This window comes from Tangfeifania diversioriginum (assembly GCF_900141875.1).
GTDB classification, from domain to species: Bacteria; Bacteroidota; Bacteroidia; order Bacteroidales; family Prolixibacteraceae; genus Tangfeifania; species Tangfeifania diversioriginum.
In genome coordinates, this window is sequence record NZ_FQZE01000025.1 from 17,036 (window position 1) to 36,448 (window position 19,413).

General features: G+C 39.7%; 20 protein-coding genes and 1 tRNA gene. 18 read left to right on the plus strand and 3 right to left on the minus strand.

The genetic code is table 11. The features are described 5' to 3' along the window. Window positions 1-41: 41 nt before the first annotated feature. The 4 genes from BUC07_RS14985 to BUC07_RS15000 are packed head-to-tail and all read left to right on the plus strand — an operon-like array spanning window position 42 to window position 3,322. On the plus strand, window positions 42-776 hold the full coding sequence (locus tag BUC07_RS14985) for a LiaF transmembrane domain-containing protein (RefSeq protein ID WP_073171225.1): 735 nt from the start codon (window positions 42-44) through the stop codon (window positions 774-776). A gap of 37 nt (window positions 777-813) precedes the next feature. Beyond that, a complete protein-coding gene (locus BUC07_RS14990; RefSeq protein WP_073171228.1) occupies window positions 814-1,863 on the plus strand; it encodes a sensor histidine kinase in 1,050 nt (349 codons plus the stop codon). Window positions 1,864-1,865: 2 nt separating this feature from the next. After that, complete coding sequence (locus BUC07_RS14995) at window positions 1,866-2,615, plus strand: LytR/AlgR family response regulator transcription factor (RefSeq protein ID WP_073171231.1); 750 nt, start codon at window positions 1,866-1,868, stop codon at window positions 2,613-2,615. A 38-nt stretch (window positions 2,616-2,653) separates the two neighbouring features. Then, entirely contained in the window at window positions 2,654-3,322 is a 669-nt protein-coding gene (locus tag BUC07_RS15000) for a fatty acid desaturase (protein ID WP_073171234.1), read from the plus strand. A gap of 50 nt (window positions 3,323-3,372) precedes the next feature. Here the strand turns inward: BUC07_RS15000 and BUC07_RS15005 are convergent. Then, window positions 3,373-3,449 (minus strand) — tRNA-His (locus BUC07_RS15005). A gap of 180 nt (window positions 3,450-3,629) precedes the next feature. Here BUC07_RS15005 and BUC07_RS15010 point away from each other — a divergent pair. From BUC07_RS15010 to BUC07_RS15020, 3 genes are all read left to right on the plus strand, one after another. Then, window positions 3,630-4,538 (plus strand): carbohydrate kinase family protein, encoded by a 909-nt coding sequence (locus BUC07_RS15010; RefSeq protein WP_073171237.1) that lies wholly within the window; start codon window positions 3,630-3,632, stop codon window positions 4,536-4,538. 85 nt (window positions 4,539-4,623) lie between these two features. Beyond that, complete coding sequence (locus BUC07_RS15015; RefSeq protein WP_073171239.1) at window positions 4,624-5,346, plus strand: head GIN domain-containing protein; 723 nt, start codon at window positions 4,624-4,626, stop codon at window positions 5,344-5,346. 31 nt (window positions 5,347-5,377) lie between these two features. Beyond that, the gene (locus tag BUC07_RS15020) at window positions 5,378-5,887 is read left to right on the plus strand and encodes a hypothetical protein (protein ID WP_073171242.1); all 510 of its coding nucleotides are present in this window, start codon (window positions 5,378-5,380) and stop codon (window positions 5,885-5,887) included. Between the two features lie 111 nt (window positions 5,888-5,998). Here the strand turns inward: BUC07_RS15020 and BUC07_RS15025 are convergent, their stop codons facing one another. Together BUC07_RS15025 and BUC07_RS15030 are read right to left on the minus strand one after the other, a co-directional pair. Further along, window positions 5,999-6,889 (minus strand): IS1595 family transposase, encoded by an 891-nt coding sequence (locus BUC07_RS15025; RefSeq protein ID WP_073171245.1) that lies wholly within the window; start codon window positions 6,887-6,889, stop codon window positions 5,999-6,001. A 71-nt stretch (window positions 6,890-6,960) separates the two neighbouring features. Continuing rightward, window positions 6,961-7,839 carry a sugar phosphate isomerase/epimerase family protein gene (locus tag BUC07_RS15030; protein ID WP_245792716.1) on the minus strand — a complete coding sequence of 293 codons (879 nt, stop codon included), beginning with the start codon at window positions 7,837-7,839 and terminating at the stop codon, window positions 6,961-6,963. Between the two features lie 190 nt (window positions 7,840-8,029). Between BUC07_RS15030 and BUC07_RS15035 the strand changes: the two genes are divergently transcribed. From BUC07_RS15035 to porQ, 11 genes are all read left to right on the plus strand, one after another. Beyond that, a complete protein-coding gene (locus tag BUC07_RS15035; protein ID WP_073171248.1) occupies window positions 8,030-8,518 on the plus strand; it encodes a MarR family winged helix-turn-helix transcriptional regulator in 489 nt (162 codons plus the stop codon). A 212-nt stretch (window positions 8,519-8,730) separates the two neighbouring features. Further along, window positions 8,731-10,059, plus strand: a complete 1,329-nt coding sequence (gene kamA, locus BUC07_RS15040) for a lysine 2,3-aminomutase (RefSeq protein ID WP_073171375.1) — start codon at window positions 8,731-8,733, stop codon at window positions 10,057-10,059. Next, window positions 10,049-10,891 (plus strand): putative beta-lysine N-acetyltransferase, encoded by an 843-nt coding sequence (gene ablB, locus BUC07_RS15045; RefSeq protein ID WP_073171372.1) that lies wholly within the window; start codon window positions 10,049-10,051, stop codon window positions 10,889-10,891. Before kamA ends, ablB begins: the two co-directional genes overlap by 11 nt. 4 nt (window positions 10,892-10,895) lie before the next feature. Beyond that, a complete protein-coding gene (locus BUC07_RS20960) occupies window positions 10,896-11,093 on the plus strand; it encodes a hypothetical protein (RefSeq protein WP_073171251.1) in 198 nt (65 codons plus the stop codon). Window positions 11,094-11,115: 22 nt separating this feature from the next. After that, window positions 11,116-11,319: an Lrp/AsnC family transcriptional regulator gene (locus BUC07_RS15055; RefSeq protein ID WP_073171254.1), complete on the plus strand. Its 204-nt coding sequence runs from the start codon at window positions 11,116-11,118 to the stop codon at window positions 11,317-11,319. A 4-nt stretch (window positions 11,320-11,323) separates the two neighbouring features. Beyond that, complete coding sequence (locus BUC07_RS15060; protein ID WP_073171257.1) at window positions 11,324-12,760, plus strand: sodium:solute symporter family protein; 1,437 nt, start codon at window positions 11,324-11,326, stop codon at window positions 12,758-12,760. A gap of 105 nt (window positions 12,761-12,865) precedes the next feature. After that, window positions 12,866-13,366, plus strand: a complete 501-nt coding sequence (locus tag BUC07_RS15065) for a YkgJ family cysteine cluster protein (RefSeq protein WP_073171260.1) — start codon at window positions 12,866-12,868, stop codon at window positions 13,364-13,366. Between the two features lie 239 nt (window positions 13,367-13,605). Then, window positions 13,606-15,852, plus strand: coding sequence for an N-6 DNA methylase (locus BUC07_RS15075; protein ID WP_073171266.1), 2,247 nt, complete (start codon window positions 13,606-13,608; stop codon window positions 15,850-15,852). Next, window positions 15,853-17,208 (plus strand): restriction endonuclease subunit S, encoded by a 1,356-nt coding sequence (locus BUC07_RS15080; protein ID WP_073171269.1) that lies wholly within the window; start codon window positions 15,853-15,855, stop codon window positions 17,206-17,208. Between the two features lie 16 nt (window positions 17,209-17,224). After that, window positions 17,225-18,265 carry a PDDEXK nuclease domain-containing protein gene (locus BUC07_RS15085; protein WP_073171272.1) on the plus strand — a complete coding sequence of 347 codons (1,041 nt, stop codon included), beginning with the start codon at window positions 17,225-17,227 and terminating at the stop codon, window positions 18,263-18,265. 77 nt (window positions 18,266-18,342) lie between these two features. Next, window positions 18,343-19,365, plus strand: coding sequence for a type IX secretion system protein PorQ (gene porQ / locus BUC07_RS15090; protein ID WP_073171275.1), 1,023 nt, complete (start codon window positions 18,343-18,345; stop codon window positions 19,363-19,365). Window positions 19,366-19,413 lie beyond the last annotated feature (48 nt).

A 19,413-nucleotide genomic window follows, 5' to 3' on the forward strand; every position in this document is an offset into this window, starting at 1 on the left:
AATCCGGCTTCCGGAATATCCGGATTTTGGATTTGTTCAAAATGAAACAATTTGAAAAAGAAGAGATGAAAAACGAAACTGTATCGAATAAGAGGATTTTGTTTGGGTTGTTTTTGATAGCCCTGGGCGTGTTCTGGATTTTAGTGAAACTGGATGTTATTCCTGATACCTGGAACGATGTCCTTATTTCATGGAAAATGCTGCTCATTGGGATTGGTGTATTTTCAATGATTGGCGGAAACCGAACATCTGGTACTATTCTGATTGTTATCGGTGGTTTTTTTATGATTCCGGATATCGTTCAAATTCCCTATGAACTGCGTCGTATTGGCTGGCCTTTGCTGATTATCGGAATTGGTGTTGCCCTCCTGCTTACTTATCGAAAGGGCACTCAAATCCCGCAAAACCTCAATGGGAATCAGTGTTCGGTTGATTATTTCGATGACTTTGTGATTTTTGGTGGCAGGGAAGTATTTGTGAATTCCAATAACTTTCTGGGTGGAAAAATAACCTCCATTTTTGGCGGGGCCGAATACGATCTGCGTCAGTCGAGATTATCTGAAAACGGAGCAGTGATTGAATCGGTTTGCGTTTTTGGCGGCAGCGGGTTTAAGGTTCCTCCCGACTGGTCGGTGAAAAATGAAGTTACTGCCATTTTTGGTGCTTTTGAAGACAAAAGGGGAATGACCGCCCACGACGTGGTAACCGACAACTCAAAAACATTGGTAATTAGAGGATTTTGTGCTTTTGGCGGCGTAGAAGTGAAATATCAGTAAATTCGCCTTTACTGAATTTACATTGTAGAAACCATTTATGAATTTTAAACATCCTTTTTTATCAAAACCCCGGTTGGTAATCTATTATTTGCTTTTTTGGATTGCCACCGGAATCGCTACAGTTCTTTTAAAATGGTATTCATTTAATGTTGAACCCGGAACTGCTGCTGTTGAATTTTTTGCACTCCCGTTTTTGTTTGCCATTATAGGCACGGCAATCTGGTATGTAATTAAATTTTCAACCCTCGAAAACAACAGTGTGCCCCGGGTAATTCTTTCACATTTTATTGCAGCTACTATTATTGTTCTGGTTTGGCTCTACATCGGCGTTGTTTTCATCAAGCTGCTCCATCCGCAATCATCAGTTTATATCGATAACCGCATTCCTATAAATATTTTTATGGGATACGCCTTCTACGTTATTTATGTGGTATTTTTTTATGCCGTTAATTACTACGAAGGTTTTAAAGAAAAATTACGCAACGAAGGTAAACTGAAAGGATTGGTAAAAGAGGCTGAGTTGCATGCCCTTAAATCGCAAATTAACCCGCATTTTTTATTCAACAGCCTAAACAGCATTTCATCTTTAACCATGGCCGACCCGGTGAAAGCGCAGGAAATGGTTATCAACCTGTCGAACCTGATGCGCTATTCACTGAAACATGATCAGGTTGAAAAAGTGCCTTTTCGCGAGGAGCTGAAAAACAACAAACTTTACATGCAGATTGAAAAAGTAAGGTTTGGTAAAAAACTCAATCCGGTTTTTGAAGTGGATGAAGCGTGCCTCGATGCCGAAATCCCCAACATGATTTTACAGCCTCTTTACGAAAATGCCATCAAGTATGGTGTTTACGAAGCAACCGAACCGATTGACATTGTTACGCGTTGCAAAATGAAAGATAATATGCTAGAGGTGGTCATTCAAAATAATTACGACCCGGAAGCACTTAGTAAACGCGGCGAAGGAATAGGATTGCGCAACATCCGCGACCGCTTGCAAATTATTTACAACAATCCGCTTTTAATGAAAGTGGAAGACAACAAAACAGATTTTAAAGTAACTTTGGCAATTCCACAAAAAAATTAACCATGCAGGAGAAACTAAAAACCATTATTGTTGAAGATGAAGAACTGGCCCGAAACCTGTTGAAAACATTCCTGAAAGAGATTGAAACTATTGAACTTGTAGCAGAATGTGAAAATGGTTTCGAGGGGGTGAAAATGATTAACGAACTGAAACCTGACCTGGTTTTCCTGGATATTCAGATGCCAAAAATTACCGGTTTTGAAATGCTGGAATTGCTCGACCATAAACCACACATTATTTTTGCCACAGCCTACGACCAGTACGCCATTAAAGCGTTTGAATACAATGCTGCCGATTACCTGCTGAAACCTTATTCCAGGGAACGACTGAAGGAAGCCATCGAAAAGGTGGCAGAGCGGATTGAAAGCGAAGGCAGTGTTTCCGACGTTGCCGAAAAAATGAGCGAGTACCCGAAAGGGGAGTACCTCGACCGTATTGTGGTTAAAGACCGCCATAAAATAAACATCATTCCTGCAAGCGATGTGCGTTTTATTGAGTCGATGGACGATTATGTAATGATTTACACCCAAAACGGGCGCCACATGAAACAGCAAACCATGAAGTATTTCGAAAGCGCGCTCGACCCCAAAAATTTTATCCGCATCCACCGCTCCTATATTGTTAAAGTCGATGAAATCAACGAAATTCAGCAGTACGAAAAGGAATCGTACATTGTTATTCTGCACGACAAAACAAAGCTGAAAGTGAGCAAAAACGGGTATAAAAATTTGAAGGATATTCTTAATTTTTAAGGAATTGCATTATATTGCACCTGTAAAAAAAGAGTGTTATGGGTGTTTTTGTCGCAATAGTAATTTTAATCTTCTGGCTGGGGCATTTGCTTTATTCCCTTTTTTTTGTTGAACCCGATTTACTGTCGCCCTTTTTTTACCTTCACATTTTAATTCAGGCCTATTTATATACCGGGCTTTTTATTACAGCCCACGATTCTATGCACGGCACTGTTGCAAAAAGCAGAAGGCTGAACAATTTTATCGGGCACCTTTCAACCACACTTTTTGCATTTTTATCGTACAATGTTTTACGTAAAAAACACTACCAGCACCACCGTTTTCCCGGAACCGAAAAAGACCCTGACTTCTCACCCCGGAGCAATAATTTTTTTGTGTGGTGGTTTGTGTTCATGAAAAATTACGTTACCTGGTGGCAGATTCTTTTGATGGCTATTGCTTTTAATGTGTTGCTCATTTGGTTTTCCGAAATTCAGTTAATTGCCTTCTGGGTAATTCCAGCAATCCTGGCCACTTTTCAGCTCTTTTTTTTCGGTACTTATTTGCCACATCGCCGTCCGCATTCCCGCGATATGGAACCGCACAAATCGCGCACCCAGCGTAAAAATCACCTGTGGGCAATGCTTTCGTGCTACTTTTTCGGGTACCACCACGAGCACCACGAATCACCCACAACTCCCTGGTGGCAGTTATACAAATCGAAATAATAAATGGACACAAAAAAAGCAGTCTGAACTTTCAGACTGCTTTGAAAAAGTGGGGTGGAAGACCGGATTTGAACCGGCGACCTCTGGAACCACAATCCAGCGTTCTAACCAACTGAACTACATCCACCATTTATTTTGCGGGTGCAAATATAATATTTTATTCGTTTGAAGTCCAAAAAAAGAGAACGAATTAATGTCATAATATATTCGAGTGTTATTTTAACCGGACCTGTTCTCGCTGAACTTAATTTGCAGATTATTCGGGATGACCATTTTTTTTGGGTAATTTTGAAGCAAACTTCTGATTATGAAAGGGAATAGTTTTAAAAATATAATGTGTTTTGGCGAAATGCTTTGGGACATGCTTCCCTCGGGCAAAAAACCAGGAGGCGCCCCCGTGAATGTGGCCGTTCATTTAAAACGGCTGGGGCTCAGTCCTGTGGTTGTTAGCCGCGTTGGCAACGACCGGCAGGGAACAGAGCTCAAGGAGTTTTTGGGGAGTTCGGGATTGGATACCCGGTTGGTTTCTGTTGATGAAAAATTGCCAACCAGCGAAGTGCTCGTAACCCTCGACGACGAAAAAAATGCCACTTATGAAATTTGCGAACCCGTTGCGTGGGATAACATCCTGCCCTCGAAAGAGCTGGAGAAAAAAGCAGCGCGTTCCGATTTGATTGTTTTCGGCAGCCTTGCACAGCGTAATACCACTACCCGAGAAACACTTTTTAATTTGCTGAAAACCATAAATTCAACCCGCTTGCTGGACGTTAACCTCCGTCCGCCCTACGATGCGCCTGAACTTGTGCAGGAATTGCTTCGCCTTTCGGATTTTGTTAAGCTGAACGACAGCGAGTTGCAGCAAATTGCGTTGTGGAACCAGGTGTTTGGAAATGAAGAATATGTAATGCGCTGGCTGGCTTCCTTTTATAATTGCAGTGTTGTTTGCGTAACCCGTGGTGCAAATGGAGCAGCCTTGCTGATAAACGATAAATTCTACGAACACCCCGGGTTTAATGTGGAAGCAGTTGATACGGTAGGTGCCGGCGATGCATTTCTGGCGGCGTTAATTTCAAGCCTTTCAAAAAATCAAACGCCGCAGGAATCAGTGGAATTTGCATGCGCTGTGGGAGCGTTTGTGGCATCAAAAAATGGGGCTGTTCCGCAATATTCAGAAAGTGACATCAATAAATTTTTGAATAAAAAAGAAGAAAGTTAAAAAATGTGCATGTTTTTTGTAACAAACTGTGAAGTTCAGAGTCTTGTATTATTAACAGAAACAACAGAAAACAATTTAATTCGCCATGAAACCAATTAATCAGATTATTGCTCTGGCTTCAATTGCTATGTTATTTTTTACCACAGGGTGCATCAACGAACTGTTGGTGGATGGTAACGGCATTTCGGCCACCGAAGCGAGGATTACGCCCGACTTTTCAAAAATAAAATCAGAAGGAGAATTCGATATACATATAACTCACGGAAATGAATTTGATATACTGGTTGAAGCCGAATCGAACCTGATTCAATACATTGAAACAGATGTAAGCGGGAATACGCTACGGATTCATACCCGCGGGCTGCGTGATTTGAAAAACAGTCTGCCCATGGAAATTTTTATTACTGTTCCTTTTATTGAAGAGATTAAGCAAAGTGGATCGGGGACTATTACAACAGATTTTTTTGAAGGGAATCATTTTGAGTTTGTCATTTCAGGTTCGGGTAGTATTGAAACAGCAATTGATGCAAACTCCGTGGACGGGATGATCTCCGGTTCGGGGGCTTTATTTGTTTCAGGCACAGCAAAATCAGCTGATTTTGTAATTAGTGGTTCAGGACAAATCGATGCCTGGGACATGGAACTTCAAAGCTGCGAGGCAACAATTTCCGGTTCGGGCAGCATGTGGTTAACTGTTGAACAATTTCTGAAAGCAATTATTTCGGGCAGCGGAAGTGTATATTATTCCGGAACTCCCGAAATTGAAACACGCATTTCGGGTTCAGGAAATATATTTAATGAAAATTGAGTAAATTGCGCTGTATTTAAGAATAACTTCCATGAAACGAATTTTGGTAATAGCAGCTTTTTTACTTTTCTCCGGTTTGCTCTTTGGACAGGGATTTAACCAGGCTGTTGGCATACGCGGAGGTATTTTTAATCCCGGGATTGAATACCGTTATTATCTCAACGATTCACAATCGTTAAAAGCATTGCTCAGTAACCGGTATGCAAATGATTTGCGCGGCTTGCAACTACATGCACTCACCGAGTTTTACGAATACGATTTGTTTGACTTCTCGTACCAACTTGTTGTTTATTATGGATTTGGGGTGCATGTAGGCTATGAAAGCTGGGATGTGTTAAAAACCAGCAACAACGCAAGCTGGTACGATACAAAAACAGCTTTTGTAACCGGTGTCGATGGTTTGGTGGGAGCAGAATATCTTTTTTACGATTTCCCGGTTACCGCAGGGTTGGAAATAAAACCTTATATCGATGTTTTTGGGAAAAGAGGCATAGGCATTCAGATTTTCGATATCGCTTTTACAATTAAATATCTTTTTTAGCTTTTTTTTGAGGGGTACAATCAGGTTTAAAATTCAATGAAAAAAAACCGTGATTCAAAAGTATGAACCACGGTTTCATTTATGTTGGAATTTATTTATTGAATTAGGCACTTAAGCAATAATTTGTTTATACGTCACAGGTGGGGCGTTGACCATCCTGCTCAATAGGTTATCAAAAATTCCTTCTTTCATAAAGCTACGGTTAAACCGGTAGCAGTATTCATCGATGTATGCTTGTAAATGTTCTACCTGGTGATGCATTCCTCTCAGCCAACCTTTGAAACCCATAATTGCCCTATGTAAGTCAGGAAAATTATTTCCTTTCTTCCCGGATTCAACTTGCAGTAGGTTACAGAATTCCTTTCGTAGAGGCTGATATCCTCGCCATTTGTCGGTTTTTATACTGGCATCCTTTTCCAGTACCGATTCCAGGAATGTCCCCAGTTCTTTTGAATTGCTTTGTTTGATTACTTTTCCATACATACGGCTTATACCTTTTCCCTTTCTTTCAATGGCAAATACAACCAGTTTCTTTTTGTTGTTTTTACGTCCTTTGGTTCCTTCTTCCTGCCCACCAACCACAGTTTCATCGGCTTCGGCTTTTCCCTTAATTTTATGTCTGCCGCTACTTTTCATTGCTCGCATAACCTTTTGCTTGAAAGACCAGCAGGTTTTCTGTCTCAATCCAAGTTTCCTGCTCAGTTCTGTACTGCTGATTCCTTTCTTACTGGTGCTGACATAATAGACAATATAAAATGCTTTCAATATCGAAAACTTCAACTGGTGGAACAAAGTTCCGCTTGTGGGGGAAACTATTCGGTGGCAACTGGTAAACTGGCGGTCATATTTGCGCTTCCCCTTACAATAGTTGGTATGCCCACAATTTGGGCAAACAAAACCATTCCCCCATTTTAATTCAATGAGATATTCATAACAGGCATTTTCGTCAGCAAAACGCTCCTGAAACTCAAAAATCGTAAGGCTTTTAAATTTGTTCTCCATCTTTCATTACATTTTCCCCTAATTTAGCTACTTTTGATGTATTGACAAAATGCCTAATTCAATTTATTTATTTATTCGTAGAAATCTACATATTCAGCATTTTTCAAAAACTCAAGGCTTTTTTCAACGCTCACAATCGGTTCAAAGTTGTACTCTTCCACTTCTACAATTCCATACCGGGCACCTGATTTTTCGCGTTCGGCAAAAAGCCGTTCGAAATCGATTTCGCCACTTGCGCCAACTTCTTCTTTATCTTTTATGTGCCAAAGTTCAAATCTTCCGGGGTGTTCGTCAAAATAAGCAACCGGATCTTTTCCGCCCTCAATAATCCAGTATAAATCAAGCTGGAACATCACTTTTTCAGGATCGGTCAATTCGAGCATCCAGTCATAAACCGGCTTGCCTTCAAGTTCGGTTGTAAACTCGTTGGCGTGGTTGTGGTAACCAAAGCGAATGCCTTTTTGGTTGCATTTTTCACCCACTGCATTAAAGTATTCGCAATAGCGTTTTAACCCGTCAAGGCTTTCGTAGCCTGTACCGCCCATCCAGGGCTGTACAATCCATTTTACTCCGGCTTCGGCATGGGCATCAATGCACTCATCCCACCAGGCCATTGTCTGATCCCAATTTTCTTCAGTGGGTACATCCTGTCCGGTATGGGAACCCAGGAACTGTAGTCCGTTGGTTTCGCAAACTTCTTTGAATTCTGCTGGCGACATGCCGTAAAACTTGCCATCGGCATAACCTGCCGCTTCCACAAATTTGTAGCCCATTTCGCCCACTTTGGCTACTGTTGCTTTGGCATCCTCATTCATGTCCTGGCGTACAGAGTATAGCTGCAAGCCAATGAATTTTTCCTCTGGCTGTGGGTCACAGGCACTGAAAACCTGTGTGATTAATGCTGCCATTCCGGCAAAAAATAAGAACCTGATTACTCCTTTTTTCATCATCTTTTTTTAGATTTTTATGGTTTATTAAAATTTTGATTCAAATTTATTTAAATCTTTCTTTTATATGCCCAGATTAGGATAAGTTTTTTGGAAATGTGTGGTTTGCCAGGGCACAATTTATTCTTGCGGAAAAATGTAACCCGGGGACAAAAAAAATAGTTATACCTTTGAAGGTATTTACTATCTGATTATGGATACAACTGAGATTTTAATTAAAATTCGCAAAATTGTTCGGTCAATAAATCTGGAATCGAAAAAAATTCAAAAGGAGCATGGTGTGAGCATTCCACAGATTTTATGCCTTCAGTTTTTGCGCAATTCAACAAATTATCAGGCCGGACAGGGAGAAATACGTAAATTTTTAAACCTCAATTCAAGTACGGCTAGCGGCATTATTAACCGGCTCGAAACCAAAGGGCTGGTTGCGCGGCTGCCTAAAAGGGGCGATAAACGTACGGTTACAATTGCTCTTACTTCTAAAGGCGATCAGTTAATGCAGGAAATTCCTTCGTTGCTTCACGAGCAATTGACTGAAAAACTGGAAAATCTGGACGATTCAACACTTGAAAACATCCAGACGAGCCTTGAGCTGCTGGAAAAGCTTCTGGAGCTTGATCACTTGGAAGCTTCTCCGCTTATTGCCAACGATGATTTTACCGATGCAAGCCTTAACAATTGAGCATTTTGTAATAAATGGAAATGATTTCTGTAAAAACAAATTCAAATTAATTCAATGTTAAACAAGGCTTATGTTAAGTTGATTGTGGTTTGTTTAATTGGTTGTTAACAAGCGGTTTGGTTGGATTCTGTTGCATTTGAGTGATTAAGGTCACATTGGCTGTATTAAATAATTTAACTATTTTTGTTCGCATAGAAACAATTATGAAAGAAATGGATATATTTAATGACGCGCAACAAGAGATTGCCCGGAAGATAAAACCTGAAAGTAACATCTCGAACTGGAAGGACTGGAAATGGCAATTAAAGAATTCTGTTAAATCAATTGACACCTTTGAATTACTTACGGGGATTAAATTTCCTGAGGAGCAAAAAAGTCAGTTGAAAACGACTCTCGACCGCTTTCCTTTGTCAATAACACCTTATTATCTCTCGTTAATTGATACTGATAATTATGAAAACGACCCGGTATTTAAGCAATCTTTTGCCAATGTAAATGAATTAACCGTTCTGAAAACAGATATGGAAGATCCGCTTTCAGAAGATACCGACAGCCCCGTGGAAGGAATCACACATCGTTATCCCGACAGGGTACTTTTTCATGTGAGCAATGTTTGCTCCATGTACTGCCGCCACTGCACGCGTAAACGGAAAGTGGGTGATATTGATTCCATTCCCAGCAAAGAACAGCTCAAAGAAGGAATTGAATACATTAAAAATACACCGCAGGTACGCGATGTACTGCTTTCGGGTGGCGACCCGCTGATGTTGCCAGACAGCTACCTCGACTGGCTGCTTTCCGAAATTACCGCAATACCGCATGTTGAAGTAGTTCGGTTGGGTACCCGGATGCCGGTTGTTTTGCCCTACCGCATTACCGAAGATTTGATAAAAGTGCTGAAAAAATACCAGCCGCTTTGGATTAATACACATTTCAATCATCCCAGAGAAATTACTGCATCGTCGCGCGAAGCACTGGCAATGCTTGCCGATGCCGGTTTTCCGCTGGGTAACCAGTCGGTATTGCTGGCCGAAGTGAACGACTGCCCGCGAGTTATGAAGAAACTGGTACACAAACTGGTTCAAAACCGCGTGCGTCCGTATTATATGTACCAGTGCGATCTGTCCGAAGGGTTGGCGCATTTCCGCACACCGGTCGGAAAAGGGATTGAAATTATGGAAAGCCTGATTGGGCATACCTCAGGTTTTGCCGTGCCTACTTATGTGATTGACGCACCGGGTGGAGGAGGGAAAATACCAATTATGCCTACTTACATTATTTCGTGGTCAACCAATAAGGTGGTGCTTCGTAATTACGAAGGAATTATTACAACCTACCAGGAACCCGAAAGTTATGAGTCCAAATTTTGCGACCGGAACTGTGAAGAATGCAACCTCGATTTAAACCTGGATGAAGAGCCCGATGAAGTAGAAAAATCAATTGGTATTGAAAAGCTACTGGCTGATTACGACAATACAATTTCTTTAATTCCTGATAATAACGAACGTCATAACAGGAGGGAAAATGGTGATGGAAGATAAATTTGAAAAAATAGGTGATTCACTAATACAACACGGTAAATTCAATAACCGGATTTACTTAATGAAAACTACCCCCAAGGGAACTTCGCGAATTATATCCAAAATGGATAAACTTGCCGAAGAAAAAGGGTACACAAAAATAACAGCTAAAATTTTTGCCGATTCTTTTCCCCGGTTTCTACTTGCCGGTTACAGGGTAGAAGCATACATTCCTGGTTATTTTAACGGCGAGTACGACTGCATGTATGTTTCAAAATTTACCGATGAGAAAAGAAAAAAACTGCCTGTAATTGAGATGAAACGCTTCAGGGAGTTGCTTAGAGAAAACCCAACTAACGGGAAAACGCAGCCGGTTGATTTGCCCCAAAAAGAGTTTGTGCCAGGCAGCCTGGACGAAAACGATGCAGAGGCAATTACAGAGGTTTTTAAAAGGGTATTTGAAACCTACCCTTTCCCGGTTCACAATGCAGAATATATTAAAAGTACCATGCAAAATAATTCAGCACAGTATTTCGGCATTTGGGACGAAGGTAAGCTCATTGGAATTTCCACTGCAGAAACCGACTGGAATTACAAAAATGCCGAAATGACCGACTTTGCTGTTTTACCCGAATACAGGGGGCAAAAACTGGCTTTCAGATTGTTGGAGTATATGGAAAAAGAGATAAAAAAGGCCGGAATAAAAACAGCCTACACCGTGGCCCGCCTGAGGGAATTAGGAATGAACAAAACCTTTATGAATGCAGGTTACAAGTACACGGGAACTCTTGTGAAAAACACCCATATTGGTGGAAGCATCGAGAGTATGAACATCTTTTATAAAAAATTATAATTATATGCATTTAGGAAAACTGTGTAAGTATGCATCAGTATGTACAGTATATCAGAATGAAAATGAAGAAATAGAAAAACCAATTTTTCTTGTCAGGAATGTATTTTGCAACCGCGGTGCCAAAGGGTGGCACAATTGCAAACGTTTTCTGGCATACGAAGAAGGGAAAAAAGTGGATGACAGCATGACCCCCTACGGATGAAAAAATAAACGTTAATTTCTATATGGCGAGAATTAAAGATAAAACAGAAAAGAAAATTGTTCAATTTTTAGATGAGAATGGGCCCAGTTTTTTGGGCGAAGTGGTGAAAGAACTGAAATTGTCTTATTCGAAAGGGCTGGAACACGTAACACAGCTGCTTTCAAAAGGCATCATAAAACACTCTGATCCGCCCTTACAGTACGAACTGAATTCAGAGCAAAAGTAATTCAATGCACTGGATTGATTATTCAATATTTGGGGTTTACCTGACTGCTATGTTGGGGATTGGTTTTTACTTTATGCGTAAAAACAAGTCGGCCGATGATTATTTTGTCGGTGGGCGAAAAATGAGCGCTTTTCATATTGGCTTGTCGGTGGTGGCTACCGATGTGGGCGGTGGCTTTTCCATTGGCCTGGGCGGACTGGGTTTTGTTATGGGGCTTTCCGGTTCCTGGCTGCTTTTTACCGGGCTTATTGGCGCCTGGCTCAGTGCGGTTTTGCTCATTCCAAAAGTTTCCAAATTAGCCACGAAACATAATTTTTTATCTTTCCCGCAATTTCTCGAAAACTTATTCAATGGGCGTGTTGCCCTCATTGCCGGATTAATTTCGGCCATTGGCTACCTGGGGTTTACAAGTTCTCAGATATTAGCAGGTGCCAAGCTGGCTTCGGCAACTTTCCCTAATATTTCATTGCAAACCGCACTCATTTTAATGGGGATAATTGCAGTGGTTTATACCTCGATTGGAGGCATAAAAGCTGTGATTTATACAGATACATTCCAGTGGCTTTTGCTTTTATCGGGATTGGTTTTTGTTGCCCTTCCGGTGGCTTATTTCGGAATTGGCGGTTACGAAACTTTGCAAAATACATTACCCGATAATTTTTTCAGTTTAACGGCTGTTTCGTGGCAGCAAATTGTCAACTGGTTTATCACTATCGTTCCCATTTGGTTTATCGGAATGACGCTTTACCAGCGAATTTACGCTGCCGGCAACAAGAAAACTGCCCAGCGGGCCTGGTTTGTTGCCGGGTTATTCGAATATCCCGTGATGGCATTTACCGGTGTGTTTTTAGGGATGTTTGCCAAAGCAGCTTTCGAAGACGGTATAATTGGTGCAGGAATTGAAGGGGCAATGGACCCGGAAATGGGACTGCCCATCCTGCTGCGGACGATTCTGCCGGTTGGTTTAACCGGACTTATTTTGTCCGCTTATTTTTCTGCGATAATGTCAACGGCCGATAGCTGTCTCATGGCTTCATCGGGCAATCTCATTACCGATATCTTTAAAAAACATAAATCCGGGAAAATAATGTTGCTTTCGCAGGCAACAACACTTGTTCTTGGAGCAATAGCGCTGGTTGTGGCATGGAAAGTTCCCAACGTACTCGATCTTATGTTGCATTCCTATTCATTTATGGTGTCGGGATTGTTCATCCCGGTTTTAGCGGGTATTTTCATGAAGAAGAAAAGTGCAAACGGAGCTTTCTGGTCAATGATTATCGGGGGATCGGTTACGCTTTCGTTGATTTTAAGCGGGCTGGAACTTCCATTGGGTTTAGATGCCAATTTTTACGGAATTATCCTTGCAGCACTCACTTACGCGCTGTTTCATTTTATTGAAAAGCCCGGTGATTCTCCAGTCGTTTCATCTTCCAAAGTCTGACAGAAAAAAATAATTTTGTGCCATTAAAAAATGGGTTGAAACACCCCTGGATTTTTCAGGTTGAAATGTTAAAATTCATTGGAAGTTACATCTGTACTACCGAAAATGAAAAAAGTGGAATACAAAACACCTGTTGAGCTGAAACTCCTGACGGAAAGAAAGCGGCGGGAGACGCAACAGCTTATTAAAAAGTTGAAAAAACTGAAGTCGAAAAAACTCGATGAAATAGTTCACAATTTGCACGATGAAGCATTTTCAACTTTTGACTGCCTCGATTGTGCCAACTGTTGCAAAACCATTGGGCCACGACTCATCGAAAAAGACATTGACCGGCTGGCCAAACATTTCAAAATGAAACCGTCGGCCTTTATTCAGCAATATGTGAAAACCGACGAAGACGGGGATTTTGTTTTTAACACAGAACCTTGTCCTTTTTTACTGCCCGACAATTACTGCATGGTGTACGAAAACCGCCCCAAAGCCTGTCGCGACTATCCGCATACCGACAGAAACCGGTTTCATCAAATCCTGAACCTGTCACATAAAAATTGCGAAACCTGCCCGGTGGTGTATGAGATTTTTGAAAGTCTGAAACATAATTTCTAATTAAATTCTATCCCCAAAAATGTAAAGATGTTTCCCGATGGTTTTATGTTTCAATTGTCGGAAGTTGAATTTGAATACTTGAAATCGCAATTTGCGACACCAAGTCAACTGGAAACTACAATAATGTTTTATATGAACGTTGAATGTGTAATTTTCGGCTTTTTCGGGAAAACAATTTTATATTTGTTAGGGTATTTCAAACGACTAAAGTAATACACAAGGTATTAAAAAATTAAACCATGGAAATTCAAATACAAAACGGAAAAATATTTGCGCCTTTAAAAGACAAGTGGCTGGTATTAAAACCGGAAGAAGAAGTTCGTCAAAAATACCTGTTACGTCTGGTTAATAAATATGGTTTTGAGCTGGATCAAATGACGCAAGAAGTTCAGGTGAGCAATTCCCAGCGCGGGCAAGGGCGTGCAATGGCAGATATCGTGGTTTGGAAATCCGCAAAAGATAAATCTGAAAATAATAGCCCGGCAATTGTTGTAGAATGCAAAGCAGAGCATATCACGATTCGGGAAGAAGATTATTTTCAGGGTTTTAATTATGCTGCGTGGGCAGGTGCAGATTTTTTTGTGACCACCAATCTGAAAGAAACCAGAATATTCAAAGTAGTTAAAGGGAAAATGCCCAAAAAACTGGCAGAAGTAATTGATATTCCGGATGCAAATACAATCAATAACAGCAAAAAAGTAAATGAGTTATTAAAACAAACAAAGGCGTTTACACGCGATGAATTTTCCAAGCTATTATTTAAATGCCACAATATCATCCGAAATAACGATAAACTTTCTCCTGAGGCGGCGTTCGATGAGATTAGCAAAATCTTGTTCATAAAAATAAGGTACGAACGAGACAATACAGGCGCTCAGATTTTTTCTCTTACCGAATTTATAAAAGCAAAAGAATATGATGACAAATATAGAGCTGAGAATGATTTGCCTTTCTATCAAAAGCTTTTTGAAAATACAAAAAAGGATTTTAAAGACGATAATTTATTCGAACCAAATGAGGTTATCAGAATAAGGGAAAACAGTTTTGAAGCTATTGTAAAGGAACTCGAAATTTACAATTTGTCAACAACCTCTGACGATGTGAAAGGTATTGCTTTTGAGAAATTCCTTGGAAAAACTTTCAGGGGCGAATTGGGCCAGTTTTTTACGCCTCGAACTATTGTTGATTTTATGGTTGAAGTTTTGGATCCACAAGAAGGGGAAATTTTGTGCGACCCCTGTTGCGGAAGTGGTGGTTTTCTAATTCGGGCTTTTGAATATGTGCGTTCGAAGATTGAAAATGAAATCCAGGAAGCAAAGGCAAAAATTAAAAAGGAAACTTTCACCGTGGAATATGAAAATCTTTCGGACGATGAAAAAGAAAAAATTGATGCTGAAGTAATTGAACAATTTAATAAACTCAATTACGAACTTGACATTAATAATGCAAACAGCCGGTTAAGAGAACTCAGTTACGATTGCATTTTTGGAACGGATGCCAACCCGAGAATGAGCAGGACCGCAAAAATGAACATGATTATGCACGGCGACGGACACGGCGGTGTTCACCACAACGACGGCTTGTTAAATGTGAATGGCGTTTTTGAGAACCGGTTCGATATTATACTCACTAATCCTCCGTTTGGTTCACGGGTTGAAAAGAGCTGGAAAATAACCGAAGCCGATAAATTTACCGACCAGGTAAGAATAAAAAAATATCAGAAAAGATACGGTCCCGCTTATGATAAGGCAATGAACCAAATAAATAAAAATATTGGGAAACCGCTCATTAACCTTTATGAAACGGGTAAAATGAGCACATTAACTGAGGTGTTGTTTATTGAACGTTGCCTGAATTTATTGAAACCGGGAGGCAGAATGGGAATTGTTTTGCCCGAAGGTGTTCTGAACAATACCAACTTGCAGCGGGTGCGCGACTTTGTGGAAAGCAAAGCAAAAATTATTTTAATTACTTCTATTCCGCAAGATGTTTTTATTGCCTCCGGAGCAACCGTTAAACCGAGTTTGCTTTTCTTCAAAAAATTTACAGAAGAAGAAGCAACTGAATGGAACCGCATTGCTAAAAAAGCCAAAACAGAGATTACAAAAAAATACGAATCTCAAATAAACCCAATAGAACAAAAACTCGCATTAAGGGGAAAGGAGGCCATTCCAGCTAAAGAAAAAAAAGAGTTAAAAGGCCAATTAAAAGAGCTTCAAAATAAAATTGAGATTGAAATAAAAGCCCAAATTAAAAAGGACTTCGATTATCAAATACCTATTGCCGAAGTTGAAAAAGCAGGAATAAGTACCACCGGTGCCGAGATTGAAAACGAATTGATTCCGCTAAAGGAAGAATTTACCAGGTACCGTAAACAAAACCAATTGTGGGAAAACAAATTCAATTCCATCCAATATGAAATAATGGAAGATGGTAAAATGCTCCGTATTCCGATGGCCGGCGAACCTCAGGAAATTTATGGGTAGATGAAAAATACGTATTTACAAAATATACAGTATTCGAAATTTCATTTTTGGGATGTAAAACGATATATCAATCATCTATCTCTTGAATTTGATAATGCTGTGTTATTAAGAGATATTTTATTCCCTTTTAGAAAGAGCGTAACAAAGAAAGAACTACTAAAAAATGGATGGACTATTATTTCAAAAATAAATTTTCATGGACTATTATTTTTGCGTGAAATAAATGAAATACAATCTTATAAAGGCAATTTAAATCTTGTTCCTGAAAATAGTATCATTTATTCGAAAATTAATGTTCGACATGGTTGTGTGTATTTCCATAAAAAGGGACAAGAACCATTTGCTGTAAGTTCAGAATATCCCACTTTCACCTTTGATGCAGAGAAAGTAAATGGTGAATTTTTGAGATTGGTTCTAAGAAGCGAAGAATTTAAAAGATTACTAAATACAAAAACTTCCGGAATCTCAAAAGCAAGAGTAAAGGTAAATGAGTTTTTAGACATAAGGATTCCTTTACCGTCATTAGTAGAACAAAATAGGATTTTTGAAGCTTACAATAAAAAAATAAATCAAGCAGAAGAACTTGAGCAGAAAGCAAAAAAATTGGAAGAAGGGATTGAGTCGTTTTTGTCAAATGAACTTGGCATCGAAAAAGGTAAACGAAAAAATAAAAGTTTCAGATTACAAACAGTTTCCTATAAAGAAATCAATCGTTGGGCTTTAAGTTATTTGTTTAAAGAACAACGTTTTTTTATGGATAATGTTAAATTTTCAATTGTACCCTTAAAAACTTTAATTACTTTTTTTGAAGGGGGCAAAACACCATCTACTTCAAGAAAGGATTTTTGGGGAGGCAATGTTTACTGGACTTCAGCCAAAGATATGAAATCGCTGTTTTTAGATTCTGTGCAGGATCAAATTACTGAAACAGCAGTTAAAGAAGCCAAATTAAAGGTTTATCCCAGAGGAACTATTTTAGGAGTTTTCAGAAGCGGAATTTTACGTCATTCATTTCCTGTTACATTAACTCAAATGGAAACAGCAATAAACCAGGATTTAAAAGCAATTGGAGTAAACGAAGAAATTGTACGTAAAGAATATTTCCTGTTTTATTTAAAAACCTTTCAAAAATTTATTCTTGAAAGAGCGCAAAAATTTGGAGTAACAGTAGAAAGCATAAATACAGATGAATTTCTGGAAATTCCTGTTGTATTGCCACCGTTACCAGTTCAGGAAGGTATTGTTAAATCAATTCGAGGAAGGTTGAATGAAATTAACGAACTTCTTTCTAAATCAGCCTCTCTTAAAGATTCGGCGATTAAAGAATTTGAAAACGAAATTTTTATGTTAGATTGATATAAAATAATTTATCATGAGTAATTCGCCACATAATATTTATAACCTGTTTTCAGAAATCAAACAATTGATTGAGGAAGCAAAGCAAAATGTTGCGGTTACTGTTAATGCTGCAACAACAATTTTATACTGGAATATCGGTCAAAGGGTAAATAGTGAAATTCTTAATAACAAACGTGCCGAATATGGAAAGGAAGTTGTAAAATCGCTTTCTCAAAAATTGACTCAGGAATTTGGAAAAGGTTGGAGCGAACAACAAATCAGACATTGTCTACGCATTGCGGAGACTTTTCCCGATAAAGAAATTCTCTACGCATTGAGTAGACAATTGAATTGGACACATCTCCGAACAATAATGTACCTAAAAGATGAACTCAGACGTGAATTTTACATTGAGATGATAAAACTGGAAAATTGGGATACAAGAACACTTAACCAAAAGATTGATTCAATGCTTTATGAGCGGACAGCAATTTCAAAAAAGTCCGAAGAGCTGATAAGAAAGGAACTCAAAGAGTTGCGGGAAGAAAACAAACTAAGTCCGGACCTCGTTTTTCGTGACCCCTATTTTCTGAATTTTCTTGGGTTGGAAGAGAATTATAGCGAAAAATCATTGGAAGAGGCGATATTAAGAGAGCTTGAAAAATTCATTTTGGAATTGGGACAAGGCTTTACATTTGTTGAACGACAAAAAAGAATGTTAATTGATGGAGACAGTTTTAAACTTGATTTATTGTTTTATCATCGAAAACTGAAACGGCTTGTTGCCATTGACTTAAAGCTGAGTCGTTTTAAAGCCCGATACAAAGGTCAAATGGAATTGTATCTGCGCTACCTTGAAAAATACGAATTAGAGAGCGGGGAGAATTCGCCTATCGGATTAATTCTATGTTCAGAAGGTTCAAAAGAACAAATTGAGCTGTTACAACTTGATAATTCTGAAATTCGAGTAGCGGAATATTGGATGGAGTTGCCACCAAAAGAGTTGCTGCAAAAGAAATTACATAAAGTGATAGAACTGGAAAGAGAAAAATTACAGATGAAAAAGCTGAAATAGCCAACTTCTAAATGTTAGCATACGGAACAAGTAATATTTCAATACATTTGGCGTTTTATCGGATATACAAAAAGCGAATGAGCAGGAAGTTTATCTTCATTATATATTTTTTACTGGCCGCTTTTGCGGGGAAAGCCCAGATTGGCGGCGAAACAACCTACCAGTTTCTGGAACTGACTAACTCCGCCCGTGTGGCGGCTCTCGGCGGCACTCAGGTGGCACTAACCGATAGTGCCGATTTGAATTTACCGTTTCATAATCCTGCCCTGTTGCACAAAGGCATGCACAACACAGTGCTGGTGAATTACGTCAATTATTTTGCCGATATCAATTTCGGATATGCATCGTATGCCCGACATTACAAAGGGATTGGCAACTTTGCGCTGGGCATGCACTACATCAATTACGGCGATTTTAAAGAGGCCACCGAAGTGGGGGAGTTAACCGGGAATTTTTTCAATGCCTCGGAGTATGCTTTGAATATTATTTACTCCAGCCATTACAAGCGTTTGAACTACGGCGCCAACCTGAAACCTGTGTTTTCGGTTTTCGAAAGTTACAGGTCCTTTGGATTAGCTGCCGACCTGGGCGTAAGTTTCGGCAGTAAAGATAGCCTCACGCATGTGGCATTGGTTGCCAAAAACATTGGCGGGCAGCTCACAACCTACTACCAGGACGGTAATCGCGAGCCAATTCCATTCGATTTACAGGCCGGAATAAGCAGCAAACTGAGATATGCCCCGGTAATTTTTTCGCTTACCATGCACCACCTTAATCACTGGGATTTGGCAAACTCCGAAGACAATGAGAACAGCCTTGAAAATATGTACGAACGCGAGGAGAGCTTTGCCAAACAAATTATGCGGCATGTGGTGCTGGGTGTGGAAATTTTGCCGTCGGATAATTTCACGCTTAGGGCGGGCTACAACTACCAGCGCCGCCAGGAACTCAAGTTCGACCAGCGGCTTTCAACTGTTGGCTTTTCGCTGGGGTTTGGCGTGAAAATAAAACGGTTCCGTTTCGATTTTGCCACTTCGCGGTTCCATCTTGCAGGCTCCTCTAATCTTTTTTCGCTGGCCGTTAATTTAAACGACTTTTAGTTAAAGACGATCCTGTCCGGTTTTGAAAATCCTTTATCTTTGCTCAAA

What these genes read in the sequence shown, in the direction of transcription:
- BUC07_RS14990 (WP_073171228.1), top strand. Translation starts at nt 814, where the DNA reads ATGAATTTTAAACATCCTTTTTTATCAAAACCCCGGTTGGTAATCTAT.
- BUC07_RS15020 (WP_073171242.1), top strand. Translation starts at nt 5,378, where the DNA reads ATGAAACGAATTTTGGTAATAGCAGCTTTTTTACTTTTCTCCGGTTTG.
- BUC07_RS15030 (WP_245792716.1), bottom strand. Translation starts at nt 7,839, where the DNA reads ATGATGAAAAAAGGAGTAATCAGGTTCTTATTTTTTGCCGGAATGGCA.
- BUC07_RS15000 (WP_073171234.1), top strand. Translation starts at nt 2,654, where the DNA reads ATGGGTGTTTTTGTCGCAATAGTAATTTTAATCTTCTGGCTGGGGCAT.
- ablB (WP_073171372.1), top strand. Translation starts at nt 10,049, where the DNA reads ATGGAAGATAAATTTGAAAAAATAGGTGATTCACTAATACAACACGGT.
- BUC07_RS15010 (WP_073171237.1), top strand. Translation starts at nt 3,630, where the DNA reads ATGAAAGGGAATAGTTTTAAAAATATAATGTGTTTTGGCGAAATGCTT.
- BUC07_RS14995 (WP_073171231.1), top strand. Translation starts at nt 1,866, where the DNA reads ATGCAGGAGAAACTAAAAACCATTATTGTTGAAGATGAAGAACTGGCC.
- BUC07_RS15065 (WP_073171260.1), top strand. Translation starts at nt 12,866, where the DNA reads ATGAAAAAAGTGGAATACAAAACACCTGTTGAGCTGAAACTCCTGACG.
- BUC07_RS15055 (WP_073171254.1), top strand. Translation starts at nt 11,116, where the DNA reads ATGGCGAGAATTAAAGATAAAACAGAAAAGAAAATTGTTCAATTTTTA.
- BUC07_RS15075 (WP_073171266.1), top strand. Translation starts at nt 13,606, where the DNA reads ATGGAAATTCAAATACAAAACGGAAAAATATTTGCGCCTTTAAAAGAC.
- BUC07_RS14985 (WP_073171225.1), top strand. Translation starts at nt 42, where the DNA reads ATGAAACAATTTGAAAAAGAAGAGATGAAAAACGAAACTGTATCGAAT.
- porQ (WP_073171275.1), top strand. Translation starts at nt 18,343, where the DNA reads ATGAGCAGGAAGTTTATCTTCATTATATATTTTTTACTGGCCGCTTTT.
- BUC07_RS15060 (WP_073171257.1), top strand. Translation starts at nt 11,324, where the DNA reads ATGCACTGGATTGATTATTCAATATTTGGGGTTTACCTGACTGCTATG.
- BUC07_RS15015 (WP_073171239.1), top strand. Translation starts at nt 4,624, where the DNA reads ATGAAACCAATTAATCAGATTATTGCTCTGGCTTCAATTGCTATGTTA.
- kamA (WP_073171375.1), top strand. Translation starts at nt 8,731, where the DNA reads ATGGATATATTTAATGACGCGCAACAAGAGATTGCCCGGAAGATAAAA.
- BUC07_RS15035 (WP_073171248.1), top strand. Translation starts at nt 8,030, where the DNA reads ATGGATACAACTGAGATTTTAATTAAAATTCGCAAAATTGTTCGGTCA.
- BUC07_RS15025 (WP_073171245.1), bottom strand. Translation starts at nt 6,889, where the DNA reads ATGGAGAACAAATTTAAAAGCCTTACGATTTTTGAGTTTCAGGAGCGT.
- BUC07_RS20960 (WP_073171251.1), top strand. Translation starts at nt 10,896, where the DNA reads ATGCATTTAGGAAAACTGTGTAAGTATGCATCAGTATGTACAGTATAT.
- BUC07_RS15085 (WP_073171272.1), top strand. Translation starts at nt 17,225, where the DNA reads ATGAGTAATTCGCCACATAATATTTATAACCTGTTTTCAGAAATCAAA.
- BUC07_RS15080 (WP_073171269.1), top strand. Translation starts at nt 15,853, where the DNA reads ATGAAAAATACGTATTTACAAAATATACAGTATTCGAAATTTCATTTT.